The organism is Staphylococcus durrellii, assembly GCF_015594545.1.
Classification (GTDB): Bacteria; Bacillota; Bacilli; order Staphylococcales; family Staphylococcaceae; genus Staphylococcus; species Staphylococcus durrellii.
Map to the genome: position 1 here is coordinate 1,658,082 of NZ_JADIIO010000001.1, position 20,824 is coordinate 1,678,905.

General features: G+C 32.6%; 18 protein-coding genes. 5 read left to right on the forward strand and 13 right to left on the reverse strand.

The annotated features are described in order from the left end of the window. Positions 1-51: 51 nt before the first annotated feature. The 5 genes from pheT to ISP02_RS07985 all read right to left on the reverse strand — a co-directional run bounded on the left by pheT (position 52) and on the right by ISP02_RS07985 (position 5,501). A complete protein-coding gene (gene pheT, locus ISP02_RS07965) occupies positions 52-2,454 on the reverse strand; it encodes a phenylalanine--tRNA ligase subunit beta (protein WP_195721043.1) in 2,403 nt (800 codons plus the stop codon). After that, positions 2,454-3,512, reverse strand: a complete 1,059-nt coding sequence (pheS, locus tag ISP02_RS07970; RefSeq protein WP_195721044.1) for a phenylalanine--tRNA ligase subunit alpha — start codon at positions 3,510-3,512, stop codon at positions 2,454-2,456. Before pheS ends, pheT begins: the two co-directional genes overlap by 1 nt. Before the next feature lie 324 nt (positions 3,513-3,836). Then, on the reverse strand, positions 3,837-4,577 hold the full coding sequence (locus tag ISP02_RS07975) for a TrmH family RNA methyltransferase (protein WP_195721045.1): 741 nt from the start codon (positions 4,575-4,577) through the stop codon (positions 3,837-3,839). A gap of 129 nt (positions 4,578-4,706) precedes the next feature. Beyond that, the gene (gene rpmF / locus ISP02_RS07980) at positions 4,707-4,880 is read right to left on the reverse strand and encodes a 50S ribosomal protein L32 (protein ID WP_195721046.1); all 174 of its coding nucleotides are present in this window, start codon (positions 4,878-4,880) and stop codon (positions 4,707-4,709) included. An 81-nt stretch (positions 4,881-4,961) separates the two neighbouring features. Further along, positions 4,962-5,501 (reverse strand): YceD family protein, encoded by a 540-nt coding sequence (locus ISP02_RS07985; RefSeq protein WP_195721047.1) that lies wholly within the window; start codon positions 5,499-5,501, stop codon positions 4,962-4,964. Between the two features lie 126 nt (positions 5,502-5,627). Here ISP02_RS07985 and ISP02_RS07990 point away from each other — a divergent pair, with 126 nt between their 5' ends. After that, positions 5,628-6,764, forward strand: a complete 1,137-nt coding sequence (locus ISP02_RS07990; protein ID WP_195721048.1) for a nucleotidyltransferase — start codon at positions 5,628-5,630, stop codon at positions 6,762-6,764. Positions 6,765-6,954: 190 nt separating this feature from the next. Here ISP02_RS07990 and coaD read toward each other — a convergent pair whose 3' ends face one another. After that, positions 6,955-7,440, reverse strand: a complete 486-nt coding sequence (gene coaD, locus ISP02_RS07995) for a pantetheine-phosphate adenylyltransferase (RefSeq protein ID WP_195721049.1) — start codon at positions 7,438-7,440, stop codon at positions 6,955-6,957. Position 7,441: 1 nt separating this feature from the next. Then, the gene (gene rsmD / locus ISP02_RS08000; RefSeq protein ID WP_195721050.1) at positions 7,442-7,984 is read right to left on the reverse strand and encodes a 16S rRNA (guanine(966)-N(2))-methyltransferase RsmD; all 543 of its coding nucleotides are present in this window, start codon (positions 7,982-7,984) and stop codon (positions 7,442-7,444) included. Positions 7,985-8,054: 70 nt separating this feature from the next. Here rsmD and ISP02_RS08005 point away from each other — a divergent pair, with 70 nt between their 5' ends. Next, the gene (locus ISP02_RS08005) at positions 8,055-8,444 is read left to right on the forward strand and encodes a DUF7147 family protein (protein ID WP_195721051.1); all 390 of its coding nucleotides are present in this window, start codon (positions 8,055-8,057) and stop codon (positions 8,442-8,444) included. A 21-nt stretch (positions 8,445-8,465) separates the two neighbouring features. On the opposite strand, the gene ISP02_RS08010 is transcribed toward ISP02_RS08005, so the two are convergent. After that, a complete protein-coding gene (locus ISP02_RS08010; protein WP_195721052.1) occupies positions 8,466-8,717 on the reverse strand; it encodes a DUF2129 domain-containing protein in 252 nt (83 codons plus the stop codon). Between the two features lie 128 nt (positions 8,718-8,845). Here ISP02_RS08010 and ISP02_RS08015 point away from each other — a divergent pair, with 128 nt between their 5' ends. Further along, positions 8,846-9,763: a glycerophosphodiester phosphodiesterase gene (locus ISP02_RS08015; RefSeq protein ID WP_195721053.1), complete on the forward strand. Its 918-nt coding sequence runs from the start codon at positions 8,846-8,848 to the stop codon at positions 9,761-9,763. 130 nt (positions 9,764-9,893) lie between these two features. Here the strand turns inward: ISP02_RS08015 and ISP02_RS08020 are convergent, their stop codons facing one another. After that, a complete protein-coding gene (locus tag ISP02_RS08020; protein WP_195721054.1) occupies positions 9,894-10,328 on the reverse strand; it encodes a YlbF family regulator in 435 nt (144 codons plus the stop codon). A gap of 17 nt (positions 10,329-10,345) precedes the next feature. Next, positions 10,346-11,392 carry a CAP-associated domain-containing protein gene (locus ISP02_RS08025; protein ID WP_195721055.1) on the reverse strand — a complete coding sequence of 349 codons (1,047 nt, stop codon included), beginning with the start codon at positions 11,390-11,392 and terminating at the stop codon, positions 10,346-10,348. A 156-nt stretch (positions 11,393-11,548) separates the two neighbouring features. Here ISP02_RS08025 and ISP02_RS08030 point away from each other — a divergent pair, with 156 nt between their 5' ends. Further along, positions 11,549-13,816: an ATP-binding cassette domain-containing protein gene (locus ISP02_RS08030; RefSeq protein WP_195721056.1), complete on the forward strand. Its 2,268-nt coding sequence runs from the start codon at positions 11,549-11,551 to the stop codon at positions 13,814-13,816. Between the two features lie 358 nt (positions 13,817-14,174). Here the strand turns inward: ISP02_RS08030 and ISP02_RS08035 are convergent, their stop codons facing one another. Continuing rightward, positions 14,175-14,636, reverse strand: a complete 462-nt coding sequence (locus tag ISP02_RS08035) for a DUF420 domain-containing protein (RefSeq protein WP_195721057.1) — start codon at positions 14,634-14,636, stop codon at positions 14,175-14,177. Positions 14,637-14,660: 24 nt separating this feature from the next. Beyond that, positions 14,661-15,572 carry a heme o synthase gene (cyoE, locus tag ISP02_RS08040; protein WP_195721058.1) on the reverse strand — a complete coding sequence of 304 codons (912 nt, stop codon included), beginning with the start codon at positions 15,570-15,572 and terminating at the stop codon, positions 14,661-14,663. A 267-nt stretch (positions 15,573-15,839) separates the two neighbouring features. On the opposite strand from cyoE, the gene ISP02_RS08045 reads away from it, so the two are divergent. Next, entirely contained in the window at positions 15,840-16,748 is a 909-nt protein-coding gene (locus tag ISP02_RS08045) for a COX15/CtaA family protein (RefSeq protein ID WP_195721059.1), read from the forward strand. 330 nt (positions 16,749-17,078) lie between these two features. Here ISP02_RS08045 and ISP02_RS08050 read toward each other — a convergent pair whose 3' ends face one another. After that, positions 17,079-20,534, reverse strand: a complete 3,456-nt coding sequence (locus ISP02_RS08050; protein WP_195721060.1) for a pyruvate carboxylase — start codon at positions 20,532-20,534, stop codon at positions 17,079-17,081. Positions 20,535-20,824: the final 290 nt, after the last annotated feature.

The window sequence follows — 20,824 nt, forward strand, 5'->3', positions numbered from 1 at the left end:
TCATTAAAGGCCGAGACGATTCATTGTCTCGGCCTTTTGAATATTTTAATATTAACGGATTGTAGCACCACTATTTTGCAATGCTTCTAAAATATCATCATGGACAGCATTAACTTTATCATCAGTTAATGTTTCTTCTATATCTAAATAATATAATCTTATTGCTACAGATTTCTCATCTTCAGCAACATGTTCACCCTCATAAACATCAAACACTTGTGTATCCTGTAAAATATTGCCACCATGTTGTTTAATTGTTTGAATTAGTTTTGCTGACGGTGTTTCTCGATTAATTAATAATGCTATATCTCTAACAGCACCAGGGAATCTTGGAATCGGTTCATAATTAATATAACCAACTTTAACAGCCATTAATTTTTCATAGTTTAATTCAAATATATAAGTACGATTTAAATCATAAGCCTGCTCGACTGTTGGATGTAATTCTCCAACAAATCCTACAACTTCATCGTTTAAATAAATCATAGCAGTTCTACCTGGGTGCATGCCTTCGATTTCACCATTAGCATAGTCAAAAGTGATATCTAAAGTTTCTGCAATTCTATCTACAACGCCTTTAGCGATAAAGAAATCAATTTCTTCTTTTTTATTTTGCCAATCATTTGTTACATAATCGCCAGTTAAAATCCCACTTAAATATTCAACTTCATCCGGTAATTTTCCTTTACCATTATCGAAAAATACTCGTCCTAATTCAAATAATCTTACGTCTTTATTTTTACGAGCAACATTATAAGATACAGCATCAATTAAATGCGGAATTAAACTTTGACGTAATGTCGAATGCGCTTCACTCATAGGCATTAATAACTCTGTAGTACCTCTATCAACTAATGTAAATTGTCGCGCTCTATCTTTATTAATTAAAGAATAATTAATTGCTTCGCTTAAACCTGCACCTTCTAATGATCCTTTAACGATACGTGTTTTAGCCTGTCTATCATTTAATTTCCCGCTTGTAACCTTATCAAATACTGGTAAAGTAGATGGAATTTCATCATAACCACATATTCTAGCTATTTCTTCAATTAAATCTTCTTGTATAGTTATATCTTTACGTCTTGATGGCACATGTACAGTTAAAGTATCACTATTATTTTCTGTTTTAAAACCTAATTGAACAAAGATATTAATTATATCGTCAGCACTTAAGTCGAAACCAATAGTATTGTTCACTTTATCTACAGTGATATTTATTGGCGTAACAAATTCGCCCAAGTCGCCTTGTGACAAGCGGTCTTTTAACACAGTTCCACCGGCATAAGTTTCTAATAAATAACAAGCTCTATCTACGGCTTCGTTTACGAATTCAGTTGCAATACCTTTTTCAAAACGACTTGAAGATTCACTACGTAAGTTTAATCTACGAGACGTATGTCGAATTGATACAGGGTCAAAAATGGCCCCCTCGACTAACACATTAGTCGTATTTGGTGTTACTTCCGAAAAAGCTCCACCCATGACGCCACCTAATGCGACAGGTTTTTGTCCGTTAGTTATTATAATATCACTTGAAACTAAACTACGTTGTTGGTCATCAAGCGTTGTTATTGTTTCATTTTCTTGTGCTTGTCTTACTACAATTTGTTCCGAACCAATTTGGTCTTTATCGAACATATGCAATGGTTGCCCATATTCTAATAACACATAGTTTGAAATATCTACAACGTTATTAATTGGTCTAATTCCCGCTTTGATTAAACGTGATTGCATCCAAATTGGAGAAGGAGTAATTTTAACGTTTTTAACTCCTCTCACACTGTAATAAGGTGTTTTATCAGAGTTTTCTATTGTTACAGACATACTGTCATGAATTGATTCATCAGCATCTTTAGTTTCTGTTTGTGGTTTTACCATAGAAGTATTATAAAGTGCAGCAGTTTCATATGACGTACCTATCATACTTAATGCATCTGCTCTATTCGGTGTTAGATCAAATTCCATTACTTGATCATTCAAATATAATGCAGACAATGCGTCCGTCCCAGGTTCCACAGTCTCAGGGAAAACAAATATACCGTCTTCAAATTGTTTAGGTACTAAATTACTAGCTATGCCAATTTCTTGTAATGAGCAAATCATACCTGCAGATTGTTGTCCACGTAATTTAGCTTTCTTTATCTTAATGCCGCCAGGTAATCTTCCCCCTACTTTGGCAACAATGACTGTTTGTCCTTCATCTACGTTCGGCGCGCCACAAACAATTTGTACTGGTGCTTCTTCACCAATATCTACTGAACAAATATTTAACTTATCCGCATCAGGGTGTGAAGTTTTTGAAATTACATAACCAACAACTAAATTTTTTATATCTTTTGTATAGTCAATAATATCGTCAACTTCAATACCTGTACGCGTTATTCTTTCGGCAAGTACGTTAACAGGTTGATTGACATTAACGTAAGATTCTAACCATTCTTTTGAAATTAACATTATTGTTCACCTCTATCTTCTACTGCTTTAAATTGATTTAAGAATCTTACATCATTTGTATAGAAATGACGAATATCTTCAATACCATATTTCAACATTGCAATTCGATCTGGTCCCATACCAAATGCAAAACCTGTATATATTGTAGAATCATATCCAGCTTTTTCTAAAACATTCGGATGTACCATTCCTGAACCTAAAATTTCTATCCAACCTGTATGTTTACAAACGTTACAACCTTTGCCGTGACATTTAAAACAAGAAATATCTACTTCAACAGAAGGTTCAGTAAATGGGAAATAACTTGGTCTTAAACGAATTTCTCGTTCGTCACCAAATAAACTTTTCGCTAATAATTCTAAAGTACCTTTAAGGTCACTCATTTTAATATTTTCATCAACTACTAAACCTTCAATTTGGGTAAATTGATGACTATGTGTCGCATCGTCTGAATCACGGCGATATACTTTTCCAGGACAAATGATTTTAACTGGTGCTTTTCCGTTTCTTTGTTCCATTGTTCTTGCTTGTACTGGAGATGTATGAGTACGCATTAATATTTCTTCAGTGATATAGAAACTATCTTGCATATCACGTGCAGGGTGTGATTTAGGTAAATTTAATGCTTCAAAATTATAATAATCTTGTTCTACTTCATAACCGTCTACAATCTCATAGCCTAAACCTAAAAATAAATCCTCTATTTCTTCAATTGTACGCGTTAAAGGGTGTTTTGCACCGATTGCCATTTTTCGACTAGGCAATGTAACATCAATTTTTTCAGTTTCTAACTGTTGTTCTAATTGTTCTTTAGCTAATAGGTCTTGGCGTGATTCAATTTCATTTTCAATGGCTTGTCTCACTTCATTTACTTGTTGCCCATATTGTGGTTTTTCTTCATTAGGTAAATCTTTCATATGTTTCATCAATCCACTAACTGAACCTTTTTTACCTAAATATTTAACTTTAACATCTTGTAATTCTTTTTCATTCGCAGCTTCATTGATATCAATTAATGCTTGTTGTTGTAACTGTGACATCTCTTCAGTTTGAACCATGTTTTTTCCTCCTAATTTCGCTCACTTTTTTACCAATAAAAAAAGACTTTCACCCCTATAATAAAGGGACGAAAGTCTTCCGTGGTACCACCCAAATTTATGCCTTAGCATACGCTTGTAACGTCTTGATAACGGAATCTCATTCCGACTTAAATTTCTTTAAGTAACCAAAAAGGTGAAAAAAACTATTTGCTATTGGAATAAATTTCAGTCTTTGTTTATTCTCCCTAAACAATAGCGTTTAATAGTTTACGTCTTTTTATCGGTTTATATTAAATTAATGTAGTGATTTGTATTAATTATATACGAATATACTTTATAGGGTCAACCTTTCAAATGATACATTAATATACTACCAGCAATAGCAACATTTAAACTTTCTGCCTTACCGTATATAGGTATTGTAATATTATCTGTAACTGCTTCTAGTAATTCAGGTTTAACACCTTCGCCTTCATTACCTAACAAAATTCCAAATTTTTCTTTTTGTTCTATTGACTTAAATGACGCTGCATTTTCAAGAGCCGTTCCGTAAATTGGACCTTCAAAGTTATTAACAAAATCAATTAATTCCGCAGTTATAATTGGCAAATGAAATACACTGCCCTGACTTGCTCTTAAGACTTTATCTTGATATGGGTCTGCAGTTCCTTTTTCTAAAACAATTAAATCTAGACCAGCTGCATCTGCCGTTCTTATTAAAGTACCTAGATTACCAGGATCTTGAATTCTATCGATAAGTAATACTTGTTGTGCGTTATTTTTTTCATAATCAGGTTTTTCAATCACTGCAAAGAAACCTTGTGGCGTAACAGTTTCAGATAAAGCTTCGGCTACTTTTAAATTAATTTCAAAAGTAAGTTCCGCATAGTTAATAATTTCATTATCTATTCTATCTGGTTCAACCATAAATAATTGCTTAATTGTTACATCACTTTTGTATGCTTCTTCAATCAAATGATATCCTTCAATAAGCGCGTAACCTGTTTTGTCACGTTCTCTCTTTTTTGCTAATTTAATTGCTTGTTTTATTTTACTATTTTGAGCCGAAGTAATATTTTCCATAATTTATCCTCGCCTATTTTATATTTAATATGATATCCGTAATCATATGAAAAAATCGTTCACAAATTATCGATATAATAATTAATGAACGATTCATATGACCACTAATGTGCCATTTTCATAATTTAATTATTTAGATACAACTTCTTCACCATTGTAAGAACCACAGTTTTTACATACACGGTGAGATAATTTGTATTCTCCACAACTTGAGCATTCTGTCATTCCAGGTACTGAAATTTTAAAATGCGTACGACGTTTGTTTTTTCTCGTTTTTGACGTTCTTCTTTTTGGTACTGCCATGATTTATCCTCCTTATATTTAAACACAAAATCATTAATGTCAGATTCAATATTCAATTATACTATAGAATACATAAATCTGCTATTGCTCTTCATCATATAATTGGTGTAATTTCTGAAGCCTTGGATCGATTTGCTTAGACTCTGATTCTTCTTGTTCTTTAGCATGTTCAGCCGCTTGTTCTTCGTCTAAAACTTCCCAACCATTACCTTCGCGCATCATCTCTTCACTATCATCAGCAAATACGCGCATTGGTTTTTCAATGATGACAAGTTCCTCAGCAATATCTTTTAAATTTATCATTCCGTCTGATGCGTCATGATAATGTTCATTCTCTTCACTATCTGCATAATAACCATCTAAATCAAATATTTCCTGTGAAGAAGTATCAAGTGCTACTTCAACTGGTTTTAAAGTTCTCGCACATGGCATCGTGTAGGTGCCAGTGATATGCATATTAGCAATGACTTCGTTCGAATTAATGATTAGTTCGCCATCGATAGTAATATCTGATAAATCTATTAAATCCAATGTTTCTTTTAAATGATCAAAGTTAACCGTTTGATGGAATTCAAAAGGCTTATCTTGATATTTTCTTAACTGTGTTATCGACCATTTCATACGGCTTCACCTCTAACAAGCACAAAATTTATTTTAACTTTATAGACATAAGTTGTCAAGATTTTTTCTTAACACTTACGTATCTGATATAATATTAATAATGAATACTGAAAGGAAGAAATGCAAATGAAAAGTGTTGCGTTAGTTACAGAGTATAATCCCTTCCACAATGGTCACTTATATCATGCCGAACAATCAAAGTCAATCACCCAATCCGATGTATCAATAGCTATAATGAGCGGCCAATTTGTCATGCGTGGTGAGCCGGCAATTTTCAATAAATTTGTTAGAACTGAAATGGCTTTGTCTGCTGTTGATATCGTAGTGGAACTACCTGCCTATGCTTCTATATCTGCCGGCCAATATTTCGCTAACAGCGCCATACAAGTTGCCGATTATCTTGACGCAAATCATTTATCTTTCGGTAGCGAATCCGGTGACATAGATCAATTTCATGCCATTGCTAAAGAGATGAAAGCAATTGAACAATCGGAAGCCTTTGCACAGAAACTAAAAGAGGGCAAAAGTTATCCACGTATATTAAGTGAACTTCTTGAGCACAACACATTGCTAAAAGAACCTAACAACACGTTAGGCTTATCTTACATACAAGCCATTAATAACTTTGCGCCTCAAATTCAACCATGGACAATACAACGACATCAAGCGCAACATCATGACGATGGTATTACAGATCAATCATTTGCAAGTGGTACCTCTATAAGAAATGCATTGATTTCTAATCAAGAGGGTTGGCAAAAAGTAGTACCTTCTAAAATTGTACAATTATATCAACAGCCTAAGGCCAATACAGAACCTTGTTTTCCATTTATTAAACACACAATTTTGACTCAAGATGCCAAACAACTGAGGCAATTACACACAGTTAGTGAAGGCTTGGAACAAAGGTTAAAAAAAGTCATTTCAGCGACGACCTCATACTCTCAACTTATCGACGCTTTAAAATCTAAACGATATACACGTACGCACATCCAAAGAGTATTAATGAACGTGTTATTAAATTTCCAACAACATGACAAACCACAAACTTTGGATGCCGTACGTATTTTAGGTATGACCAAGCGTGGACAAGCTTATATTAAACATTTAAAAACTAAATTTCCTGAGCGCAACTATGTCACAAATATTAATAAGCAAAATGCGCATCATTTTAAACATGAAATTCAAGCTACGGATGTATACAATAATGTTTTTAATCATACAGCAACTGACTTTAATACCCCGGTTATCATAAGAAATTGACTCCCCTTTTATTCTAATTCTTAAATGAGATGGCATTAACTAGTTAGTTAATGCCATTTTTATGTTATAACATAATAAAATAAGCATGTTCTTAGAAAAGCGAGCCAAATTAAGTTTATTATAAAATATAACCATAAATAAAAACCAAGCAATACATGTTAAATACATTGCTTGGTTAGACTTCAAATCATTATTTTTTAAACTTTTCATTCAATGCCTTAGCAACATGTTCGGGTACAAAATCAGATACATTCGCTTTATAAGCAGCAACTTCTTTAACCACACTTGAACTTATAAACGAATAATTTGTACTAGTCATCATATAAAAAGTTTCAACATCACTATTTAATTTTTTATTCATAGAAGTTAGGCGTAATTCATATTCAAAGTCACTTACCGCTCTAAGCCCTCTTATAATTGTTTTAGCCCCAATTTCGTCACAAAAATCTACTAATAATCCACTAAATTCATGAACAACCACATTTGTTAAATGCTTAACAGATTCTTTAATTAACTCGATACGTTCATCCACTGAAAATGTACCGGACTTACTACTATTTTTTAAGACACAAATATGTATCTCATCAAATCGATCCGTACTACGTTCGATTATGTCGATATGACCATATGTAATTGGATCGAAACTTCCTGGGATTACTGCTTTTGTAATAGTCATATTAAACTCCTTTTTCTAATAACAAAGTATCCGTTAATCCATAATGATAACGTTTAATTACTTCAAAAGCTGTATAATCAATATCCTCTTTATGATTAAACTCACAAACGATAATACCATTTTCTTTTAATAAATCAAATTTATCAATTCCTACTAAAGCCTCGTCTATCAATCCTTTTTCATATGGAGGATCTAAAAAAATAACATCAAATTGAATTTCTCTTTTATTTAATGCTTTGAGTGCTCTGTCTGCATTATTTTTATAAACTTCTGCTTTATCCATGATATCTAAACTTTTTAAGTTTCCTTTTATCACTTGTACTGCTTTAAAGTTTTGGTCTACAAAAATCATTTTTTCCATACCTCTAGAGAGTGCCTCTATACCTAATGCGCCACTTCCAGCAAAAAGGTCTAAACCAATACCACTAATTTCATGCAAACTATTAAAAATGCCTTCTTTAACTTTATCCATTGTAGGTCGAGTGTTACGACCTTCCATACTTTCTAAAGGCTTACTCTTATGTATACCAGAAATCACTCTCATGGTATTCCCACTTCCAATCCAAAAATAATTTTTATATAATGCATTAAGCATATTAATTAGGAGGTTACTTATGAAACAGTCATTTATTTATCTAGGAGAAGGGCTAACTGATTTATTTGAATTTACAACACTTATCGAATATAACTATAAACGTGTTGATGCTGTAGTATTTTTCCATACTCCTAAATCACAAAAACAACTTAGTTCAGTTGGCTTAGTGATGCGCCCAACCTCAGATAATCACTTTCAAGCTATTTACATTATGTTAAACGCAGTTAAATATCCATATCCAAATAGTAACAAGAAAAACGATATCATTACTGCTAGCGCAAATAAATATAACATACCGATTAAAGGTATAGACGTACAACCACCGGAAACATTTCACGATAAAGATTTATATTTTAATTACTTAAAAAGCGTATTGCGCTTACAAAATTGGATACCACCATTGCAATAATAACTAGTAGCTCATTTTAATTTATGATAACTCATGCTTCTCTTTTTCATAAACTTTTTTCAAATATTTATATGGGGAAGCTTCAATGTTTCTCACATATTTAAGCTTCATAAGTTTGGTAACCACATCGTCTGCGTCTGTTTCATTAACATACAATACGACATACTTCTTTTGTCTATTTGTAGTAACGATGTGACCAAATTTTCGTATTTGTCGTTCATGTTTCATATGTTTAAGATATACAATCAAACTTGTTCTTGAAATTATGTTCATACTCTTTATCACTCCGTTTATTAGCCACTTCATAATATCACGTCTACGTAAATTTATAAATAATATTTACTTTTATACTTATACACGTTTTGATACGATATTACATATCCCTATTAAGGAGGACTACAATGTCTAAATTTAATACAGTATTAAAAGGTGCATTCGTCACAACTATCGGAATTGTAAGCAGTATATTCTTCATCTCTAAATACACGATGAAACATACAAACAAAACGATTCCTGCTTTTTTCACGCATGAAGCGCCTTATATTTTTGCACATAGAGGTGGCATGGCCGTAAGACCCGAACTAACTAAACTCGCTTTTGATAATGCAATAAATTATAGCATAGCTGGATTTGAAACAGACGTAAGATTAACAAAAGACAAACAGCTTGTTGTGTTTCATGATGCTTCGGTTGACCGTACAACAAATGGTTCTGGCAAAGTTAATGAACACACTTTAAAAGAATTAAAACAATTAGATGCTGGTTATTATTTTTCTGATATAAATAAGCAATTTGTTTATCGTAATCATAAAGATGCTAAAATATTATCATTTGCTGAATTACTAACAATGTATCCAAATCATCTAATTAATGTTGATTTAAAAGACGATCCAAAAAGCGAAGCAGGTCAATGTACGCCGGAAATCATGTTCCAAGAAATTATTAAACATCAAGCTCAAGATCGTGTATTAGTAACGAGCTTTCATGAGCAACAAATCAAACGTTTCAACGAAATTAGTAATGGTGTAGTCGCTATAGGCGCAAGCCAAAATGAAGTTGCTGATGGTTTTATAAAGTGTATGACTGGACTTGGTAATACGTATCGAGGTAATGCCAACACATTCCAAATGCCTCCTAGCTTTAAAGGCATAAACTTAGCACCGAAAAAATTCATTTCATGGCTAAATCAACGTAATATTATCCCTGGTTATTACGATGTTAACAATATTGATTTAATGCAAGACTTAATAACTAAAGGGGCTCACACCATAGTTACAGACAACCCAGAATTGGCTGATCGTTTAAAAGCAATATCTTAACTTATTATAGCTACTAATTAATGTACAAATTTGTTAGCCTTTAAAAGACATGTCCATAATACATGCTAACAATAATATATCGTGGACAGAAAAAGCACTCAAACTTAGTTTGAGTGCTTTTTGTAATTTATTATAAGGAACAATTGCAAGAACCACCAGTAGAACATCCACCTGCATCTTTTTGGAAAAACGGGTTCCCTGCTTCAATTTTCACATTTTCAGAAAAAGCAAAAGCTATTTTAGTTATGACTTCATCTACTAATGTTTGTAAGGCCATTTCTTTTTTCTTAAAATCAACGACCACCGGTAAAGTTTCATAAGCTCTTTTTCGTTTTCTCGTATCCATCATAACATTTTGATAGTCTGGATGATATTTGCCAAAACGCATTACTTCATCATATGCCTCTTTTGATTTTAAGAAAGCTTGATATAATAAATGAGCTTCATCATCGTTTGCTAATTGCTTTTCTGCATTTTTATAGTCTTTGTATAAATCGGATTTAACAATCTTGTCACCTAAACCTTCGATATCATCTAATACTGATACAGTCTCTTCAGTTATCATTTTTATCACTCCTTACACTATTTATCTTTTATAAAAATCAACGTATAGTAATTATCCATTACGTCTCCACCCATTTGATTATATTTCGAGTTTAACATTCTTGAACGATGAATATCTGAATTCATCCAACTATGGATTAAAGTCGGCACGTCATTAAACTCGTAACCAACATTTTGACTTGTTGATACAAATGGGACTTGCTTAGCATTTAATTGCTGCTTTAATGCATCTTCAGTAAATTCTACGCTATCTGAACCAGTGGCATCATATAAATTATAAGAAGCAATGTTGGACAATTGATTATTAACTTTTAAAGGTTTTAAGCCTTTAAGTTTTCTCATTTCATTGGTAACTTCATATAAAGTCATCAGTTGATTCGGATTTTGTTCATATGGCAATGCGTCTTCTTTTGGTTTTTTAGTATCTTCATCTGAGTTAATCGTTTGATATGGTTTAAACGTATTAAGTGCATCGCTGTCTAAAAAGCGAACACCAACAATTTTATTAGATTGTTGGTCTATGTATACTTGTGCATACATTTTACTAAACTTAACGAGTGTCTGTGTTTTCATATCTTCATCTGATAATTCTAAATCATATTTTTTACCATTAACATGAATAGTGGGTTCTGGATTTATCGTTAAATGTTCAAAAACTGACGATGCATGATCCTTTATTTTCAGAGGACTGACGTCGGCTTCTTCACCAGTAGCATATACTGATTTAATAATGCCTTTTTTCGTAGTCACAACATAATATTGATTATGCGCTTTGAACACGTAATTTTTAAAACCCTTTTGGTATGGATATGTACGATCAGCTTGTCCAAATTTTTTGGTTAAGTGATTAATATTTTTCCCCATCCATGTCCCTACACCTTTTTTAGGTATTTTATTTTCAGTATTTTGATTTTGGGTTTTGAAATCTTTATTTGAAGTAGTATTATTACTATCTTTGTTAGGATTTTCTAATACGTCAAATTTTAACCTAGGTGAATAAAATAAGTAAATTAAAAATATAATTAATACTAATACACCAATAACTTTTATTATTAGTTTGTTCATTTTTCACCCACCTAATTTATCTTATACACATTGTACATGTTTTGTTAATATACAATCAAGATATCTTATTTATACAAATAATTCAGTTTTTTAACTTTACTAATTTTACTATTAATGCTGGAATTATAGGGTATACAACCTAATGAGGTGATCGTATTGGAACATATTAGCATTAAAGGTGCAAGACAAAATAATCTAAAAAATATTTCAGTTGATATTCCCAAACATAAAATAACTGTTTTTACTGGGAGATCAGGTTCAGGAAAATCTTCTCTTGTGTTTAACACTTTAGCTGCTGAATCCGAAAGATTATTAAATGAAACTTATTCTTCTTACATACAGCATCAATTAACTCAATATGAAAAACCTAAAGTAGATTTAATATCCAACTTGCCAGTCGCAATGATTATTAATCAAAAAAGGCTTGGTGGCAATTCAAGATCGACAGTAGGTACTATTACAGATATATATGCTTCCGTAAGATTACTGTGGTCACGCATAGGTGAGCCTTTTGTAGGGTATTCAGATATTTTTTCTTTTAATAATACAAAAGGAATGTGTGAAACATGCTCTGGATTGGGGTACGTTGAAGATATAGATTTAAATGAACTGCTAGATTACGACAAGTCTTTAAATGAAGATGCTATAAACTTTCCGTCATTCAGACCTGATAGTTGGCGTGGAAAAAGATATTTATATTCAGGAATTTTTGATAATGACAAAAAACTAAAAGATTATACTAAAGATGAAATGGATACACTACTATATACAAAACCAAAAAAGCTTAAAAATCCGCCAAATAATTGGCCAAAAACCGCAAAATTTGAAGGTTTGGTCCATCGTTTCAGACGATCTTTTTTATTAAATGACAACTTCGAGAAAAATAAATTCAAACAAGACGTGGAACGTGTTGTTACGCAATCTAACTGCCCTACTTGTCATGGTAAAAGACTAAATCAAGAAGTTTTACGTTGTAAAATAAACAACCTAGATATTGCAGATTTCACTAATTTATCTATAAATGATGCAATTGAATTTCTTAAAACCATTAATAATGACAAAGCAAAGGTTATCAAAGCACCGTTAATTGAGCAACTTGAAGCTCTAAGAGACATTGGATTAAATTATTTAACATTATCACGACCTACGCCAACACTCTCAGGTGGAGAGTCTCAACGTATAAAATTGATTAGACACTTGAACAGCCCACTGAGTGATTTAGTGTACATTATAGATGAGCCTAGTATCGGTTTACATCCAGAAGACATTCAACGTATAAACGAACTCATTCAATCTTTAAGGTCTAAAGGTAATACCGTCCTTGTCGTTGAACACGATCCAGACGTTATCCAGACTGCTGATTATGTCATCGATTTAGGACCAAAAGCTGGTAAACAAGGTGGCAATATAACATTTACTGGTAGTTACGATGAATTACTATCCTCCGATACAAGTACGGGAGAAGCGCTAAGAACTCCAAAGCATCTAAAAAGTAGCCTGAGGCCTATATATGAAACAATTGAATTATCTCATTTAACTCGCAATAATTTAAAAGATATAACTGTCACTTTTCCTAAACAAGCTATGTCAGTAATTACAGGAGTGGCCGGTTCTGGAAAAAGTTCATTAATAAATTCTGGTTTTGCGTCACGGAAAGATGTCACTTATATTACCCAAAAAGCAGCACATGCTTCTAGCAGATCCAACTTACTAACTTTTATGAATATTTTTGATGAAGTTCGCGCATTTTTTAGTGAATATACTGGCTTGAAAAAAAGCATGTTTAGTTATAATTCAGAAGGTGCTTGTCCACAATGTCATGGTAAAGGTGTATTAAAAACAGAACTTGCTTTTATGCCTGATTTTACACAGGTTTGTGATTTATGTAATGGTACTCGATACAACCCTAAAGTTTTAGAAGCAACTATTAATAATTATTCAATCGCAGACATTCTTGCTTTAACAGTAGATGAAGCAGTCGACTATTTTAGTGACTATGATAATATCATGCGAGCACTCAATGCTTTAAAATCCACTGGATTGAATTATATGATATTAGGTCAATCACTGAGTACATTATCTGGCGGAGAGACGCAACGTGCTAAATTAAGTAAACACCTTATCGAAAAAGTTGAAGATCACATTTTTATTTTTGATGAACCAACTACTGGTTTGCATGAAAATGACATCCATATATTATTGAATTGTTTCGATAAGCTGATTGCTGCAAACAATACAATAATATTAATTGAACATAATTTAACAGTAATAACTCAAGCGGATTGGATTGTAGATATTGGCCCTTATGCTGGCGAACAAGGTGGCAACCTACTATTTGAAGGTAGACCAAAAGATCTACTTGCGCAATCAAATTCTTTAACCGCTAAACATTTAAAAAATTATATAAAAACTTCATTGATATAACATTTTAAATCAAACAAATAAGTTATTGCTCCTTTATGTCGAATTTTAATATTTATTGTAGTAAACGTAGTACTTATGACAATGATCTAAAGTAACAAGATGAGCTGATGCCTTTCTCTTAGGAGATGAATCATAATATAACCTTTGATTTACCATTCCCTATATAGAGATACTTATAAGTTTAACCGAATTCGCCTTATTATTCAGTTAAAATAGCTAATCCGCTGATTATAGGTGAATGCTGTTCACTAAGAAAAAACATGCCAATACTTAGTATTAAAAAAACCGATGAACATGTTTGAATTTCAAAAATGTTCATCGGCTCATTTCATTGTTAAGATTAAAATAACAGTATCTTTTATAAACCTAATGTTGCTTTAATTAGTGATGTTGTTTCTCCACCTGGATATAAAACATAAAGTAATACATAAACTGCAACTCCAGTAATCGCAGTGAAGAACCAAATTATAGAAGCAATAGGGCCTACTTTTCTATGAATATTAAACTTATCTTTAAACGCAGTAATAATTTGTACTAAACCGAGAATTCCGCCAATTGTAGCCAAATTTATATGAAACACTAAAAATATCGTATAATAAATTTTAATTGAGTCTGGGCCACCAAAAGCAGTATTCCCAATAAATACAGTTCTGGAAGCGTAAATAGTAAAGAATAATAGTGCTGCTACTGCAGCAGTCAACATTACTCTTTTGTGCCCTTCGATGTTTCGTTTCCAAATTTTGCGCCAACCTATAGCAACTAAAATTGCACTTAATACAATAAAGGTTGTACTAATTGTAGGTAAAATAGGTAAATTCATAAGTTCCATCCTTAATAATTAAATTTAAAACATTTCGATTAGAGAAACGATTACTGTTAATACAAAAAATACTACTAAATAGTTTAATGAATAAATAAACATTTTAGTTGCCCATTTAGTATTATCAGTTCCTTTTTTAAAACTTGTTAACCCCATGTATAACCAACCTAAGTTTAATAGTGTAGCAAGTATCATAAATGTAATACCTAAATCTCTAAATAAAAATGGTAAAGGCAGTAAAAATACTAACCAAATAAACATACTTACTCTTGTTCGATTAAACCCTTTAACTGAAGGTAACATAGGAATGTTCGCTAGTGAATATTCGTCCTGACGTTTAATCGCTAAGGCATAAAAGTGTACTGGTTGCCAACAAAAGACAACTAAAAATAATGCAATGGCTGTTAAACTTAAATGACCTTCAATAGCAGTCCAACCAATTAACGGTGGTACAGCTCCAGGAAAACTACCAATTACAGTATTCCATACTGTATGGCGCTTTGCCCAAATAGAATAAAAAGATACATAGCCAACAATACCTAATAATCCGATTACACCTGAAGGTATATTAAGTGCAAACAATAATGCCTCTCCAATTAGCATCATCCCAAAACTAAGGATCAATAGACTTCTGTCAGAAATTCTGTCATTTACAGTTGGTCTCTTTTGTTTGCTAGGCATAATGCTGTCAATATCTTGGTCATAATAATTATTAAGTGCACATGCACCGCCCATAATTAAAGTTGACCCTAATAGCATCATAATGATTTGAGGTATTGACGAGAGGAAGGAATGATTTGCCAATACAATAGCAAGCCATGAACCCGCAAATGCAGGAATTAAGTTGCCCTGTACAAGCCCCATTTTTATAATTTGCTGTAACTCTTTATAAGTTACACGGCTCGAAGATTGTGACAAAGTTTGATCTTTGTTCATAATTTCCCTCCTTATATTTTCATACAATATATATGATAAAACAAAATTATTTAAAACTCCATATATAAAGCTATTTATTTGTGACACTTTAACGACATTAAAAATCGTCATTATTGTGACACAAATTTTACTTATATTCTTGCTATAATAATAATAAAGATTTTTATAACCTTACTTATAAACTAAGTTGAGATTTTTGTAATACAATATTATATTGTGTAGAAAAGAGTATCTTATAAAGGTAATTTTATGATGGGGTGTTTATCATTGTTTAAGAAACGAAACCTAAAATGGTTATCGGTACTAGCTACTATTATAATGGCGCTAGTACAATTAGGTGGAGCGCTCGTTACTAAGACTGGTTCTGCTAACGGCTGTGGTTCTGACTGGCCATTATGCCACGGCGCTTTTCTGCCGCAAAATTTACCAATACAAACAATAATTGAATTAAGCCATCGCGCCATATCAGGATTATCCCTAATCGTTGTGGTGTGGTTATCTATTATTGCTTGGAAACACATTGGTTATATAAAAGAAATAAAACCATTAGCTGTGATTAGTATCAGTTTTTTATTAATTCAAGCCCTTATAGGTGCTGCTGCTGTAATTTGGCAACAAAACGGCTATATTTTAGCATTACACTTTGGTATTTCATTGGTTAGTTTTTCTTCAGTTTTCGTCATGACTTTAATTATCTTTGAAGTTGATCGCAAATACGAAGCCGACGAATTATATATTAGAAAACCATTACGATCTTTAACATGGATTATGACAGGCATTGTATATTTAACAATTTATACCGGTGCGCTCGTGAGACATAAAAAAGCAAGCCTTGCCTATGGTGAATGGCCACTGCCATTTCACGATATCATACCTCATACTGAGGGAGATTGGATTAACTTCATCCATAGAGGTATGGCCTTAATTACTTTTATTTGGATATTATTAACATTTATACATGCACTTAACAATTATCACAAAAACAGAACCATACGTTACGGTTATACTACTGCATTTATACTAATTATTTTGCAAGTAACCACTGGTGCATTATCAGTAATTACACATGTAAACTTAATCATTGCTTTACTACATGCTTTAATTATTACTATCTTGTTTGGCTTAATCACCTACTTTATCGTATTAATGTTACGAACAATACGTAGTGGTGGCTAACGTAATGATAAACGCAAACGAATACAAACTCACTTAGTCGTGTAAACGTTAAGTGAGTTTTTTATATGAATGCCAAGAATAGAAATAATTATCTCAATTAAGAAAATGACATGTTCTAAATTACTTCATTAGCTATAAATCCCAATATACATCCAAAATAATTTTGGCTATCTGCTTAAAGTAAGTATATTAGATAAAGGCTACTGATTTAAATTGGCTAAAAAATATATAATAAAAAAACAATAAAAAAACGATTAACGGGTTTGTATTCAACCCGTTAATCGGCAATTTGTGCAACACTTTTCTATTTAGATATTAAAAATTATATTTTTAATCGACTGGTTCTTTTTCAATTTCGATTAATAAATCTCCAGTTTCTATGGCATCTCCACTTTGTACAGTTAATTTAGTGACCACGCCATCAAATGGCGCTTGAATTGTCGTTTCCATTTTCATAGCTTCAGTAATTAATAAAGCTTGTCCACTCTTCACATTTTCACCTTCAGCAGTTTTTACCTCAGTAACAGAACCCGGCATTTGTGCTCCGATATGGTTAGGATTTAATTTATCTGCTTTAGGTTTAACACTCACATTAGCTTTAACATTTTCGTCTTGAATATAAATTCTACGAGCTTGACCATTCATATCGTAGAAAATCGTACGTACACCTTTCTCATCAGGTTCTGTAATAGCTTTTAGTGTAATAATAAGTCGCTTGCCAGTGTCTATTTCAATCTCAACCGTTTCATTATTGCGCATTCCAAAGAAGAATGTTGGTGTGTCCAATAATGATACATTACCATATTGTTCTTGAGTTAACATATATTGTTCATAAACTTTTGGGTACAAGACATAACTTATAATATCTTGTTCCGTAACTTCTTTTTCTTGCTTTTCTTCAAGTTCGGCTCTGACACTTTCAAAGTCGACTGAATCTAAATACTCACCGGGTCTATCTTCTAAAGGATCCTCACCTTTTAAGACCACTTTTTGTAATTCTTTATTAAATCCATCTACGGGTTGGCCGATATCTCCTTTAAAGAATGATACTACTGATGCTGGGAAATCTAATTTATGTCCATCTTTAATAACCTTTTCTTCATCTAAATCATTTTGTACCATGTACAATGCCATGTCGCCGACTATCTTGGATGAAGGCGTAACCTTAACAATGTCACCGAACAAGAAATTAACTCTGCGATACATGTCTTTAACTTCGTTGTATCTATTACCTAAGCCTAAACTTTTGGCTTGTTGATGCAAGTTAGAATATTGACCACCTGGCATCTCATGTTTATAAATTTCAGTATTAGGTGATTTAATATCACTCTCAAAATCACTGTAGTATTGTCTAACTGTGCCCCAATATTGAGATAAACTTTCCATACCTTCAATGTCCGCACGCATGTCGCGTGGGAAACCATTAAGTGCATAGTATAAAGAGTTAGCACTTGGTTGACTTGTTAAACCACTCATTGATGCTACTGCAGTATCTATAACGTCTACGCCTGCATCAATAGCTTGTTTATATAGTAGTAAACCGTTGCCACTTGTATCATGTGTATGCAAATGAATTGGAATATCCACTACAGATTTCAATTCAGAAACAAGCTCAAAAGCTGCTTTTGGTTTTAATAAACCGGCCATGTCTTTAATTGCTAAAATATGGAACCCTTCACGTTCTAATGTCTTAGCCATATTTACATAGTATTCCAGCGTATAAATATTCGAACGCTCTGGATTCAAAATATCTCCTGTATAACAAATTGTACCTTCTGAAATTTTACCAGCTTCTTGAACCGCTTCGTTGGCTACTTTCATTTGATCTACCCAGTTTAGTGAATCGAAAATACGGAATACATCAATACCAGCATTAGCGCTTTCTTTCACAAACTTTTTAATCACATTGTCTGGGTAGTTTTTATAACCAACAGCATTTGAAGCACGTAATAACATTTGGAACAATACATTAGGTATTGCTTTACGTAGTCTTTCCAAACGTTCCCATGGATTTTCTTTCAAAAAGTTATAGGCAACATCGAATGTAGCTCCTCCCCACATTTCAAGTGAAAAATTATCTTTCATTACTTGTGCAGTTTTAGAGGCTATATTCACCATATCATTGGTACGAACTCTAGTTGCTAATAACGACTGATGCGCATCTCTGAACGTAGTATCTGTAATTAAAATATCGTCTTGCTGTTTTAGCCAATCTGCTACTGCTTTAGGACCATTTTCATCTAACAATTGTTTTGTACCAGACAACTGCGCAATTTCCTTTTCACTAACTTTTGGTGTTGGTGTAAACTCATATTCTGGTTTAGGTCTTTTCTCCACATTTGGAAAACCATTAACCGTAATATTACCGATATATTCTAAAGTCTTCGTACCTCTGTCTAAACTTGACTTAATTTCAAAAAGCTCAGGTGTGTTTTCTATAAATTTAGTTGTATAATCACCGGAAATAAATTGAGGATTACGTATTACATTTTTCAAAAATTGGACGTTTGTTTTTACGCCTCTAATACGCATCTCTTGTAACGAACGGTCCATTTTTTCTTGTGCTTGCTTAAAGTTTAAACCATGAGTAGATAATTTAACTAATAATGAATCGTAATATGGTGAAATTTCTGCACCTTGGAATCCATCACCAGCATCCAAACGTACACCAAAGCCACCACTGGAACGGTATGCGATGATACGTCCTGAATCTGGCATAAAGTCATTTGATGGATCCTCAGTAGTAATACGGCATTGTACTGCATAACCTAGTGTTTTAATATCTTCTTGGTGCGGCATATTTACACGTTCGCCAAATAGTAGTTCGCCATCTGCTATTAAAATTTGAGTCTTTACGATATCAATACCTGTAATCATTTCAGTAATTGTATGTTCAACTTGGACACGAGGGTTTACCTCGATAAAGAAAAATTCATCATCAGAAACTAAAAATTCTACTGTTCCTGCGTTTACATAGTCGATCTTATTCGACAAATCAACCGCAGCATCGCATATTCGTTCTCTCATTTCATTTGTAAGACCTACAGATGGTGCAACCTCTACTACTTTTTGGTGTCTTCTTTGGACTGAACAATCACGTTCATATAAATGAACGATATTTCCGTGTTCATCACCAATAATTTGTACTTCGATATGCTTGGGATTATCAATATATCGTTCAATATAAACTTCACTATTACCAAAAGATTTTTCTGCTTCTGATTTAGCTCGATAGAAAGCATCTTCCAATTCATCCGAATTACGTACTATACGCATACCTTTACCGCCACCACCACTAGTAGCTTTAATCATAAGCGGGTAGTTCGCTTCTTCAGCAAATGATTTTGCTGCTTCAAAACTTTCTACCGGACCATCTGTTCCCGGAATCACTGGCAAATCAGCTTTAATAGCCGTTTCTCTTGCCTTAACTTTGTCACCGAACATATCTAAATGTTCAAGACGTGGACCAATAAATTTAATTCCTTCTTCTTTACAACGACGTGCAAAAGTTTCATTTTCACTCAAAAATCCATAACCCGGATGGATTGCATCTACTTCAGCACGTTTTGCTACATCTAAAATTCTTTCTATATTTAAATAACTTTCTGCCGGCCCTAAATCTTCTCCGACTAAGTATGATTCATCAGCTTTATATCTATGTAAAGATCCTTTATCTTCATTGGAATATATAGCAACTGTTTTAATATCTAATTCAGTAGCCGCCCTAAAAATTCTAATTGCGATTTCCCCACGATTAGCTACAAGTAATTTATTTATGTTTTTCAAATCATGGTCCCCCTTAAACTTTTTTGAATTTTCTAAATAGTTAGATATATAACATTATATCAAATTACGATGTTTGTATACAGTAATAAATTATTCTCAGTGTTATTTTATGCTTTAAATTGTATAATTACTCGTATCATAATGATAAACATACTTAATTCATCAATAAATTAATCATATCTATTTATATATTATAATTTAAACAGTCCGATATAGCACTTATTTATATATTGTTTTACTATGTATAAATGGAAAAATACTTTTAATGTACTTCAAATCAATGTTTAAGT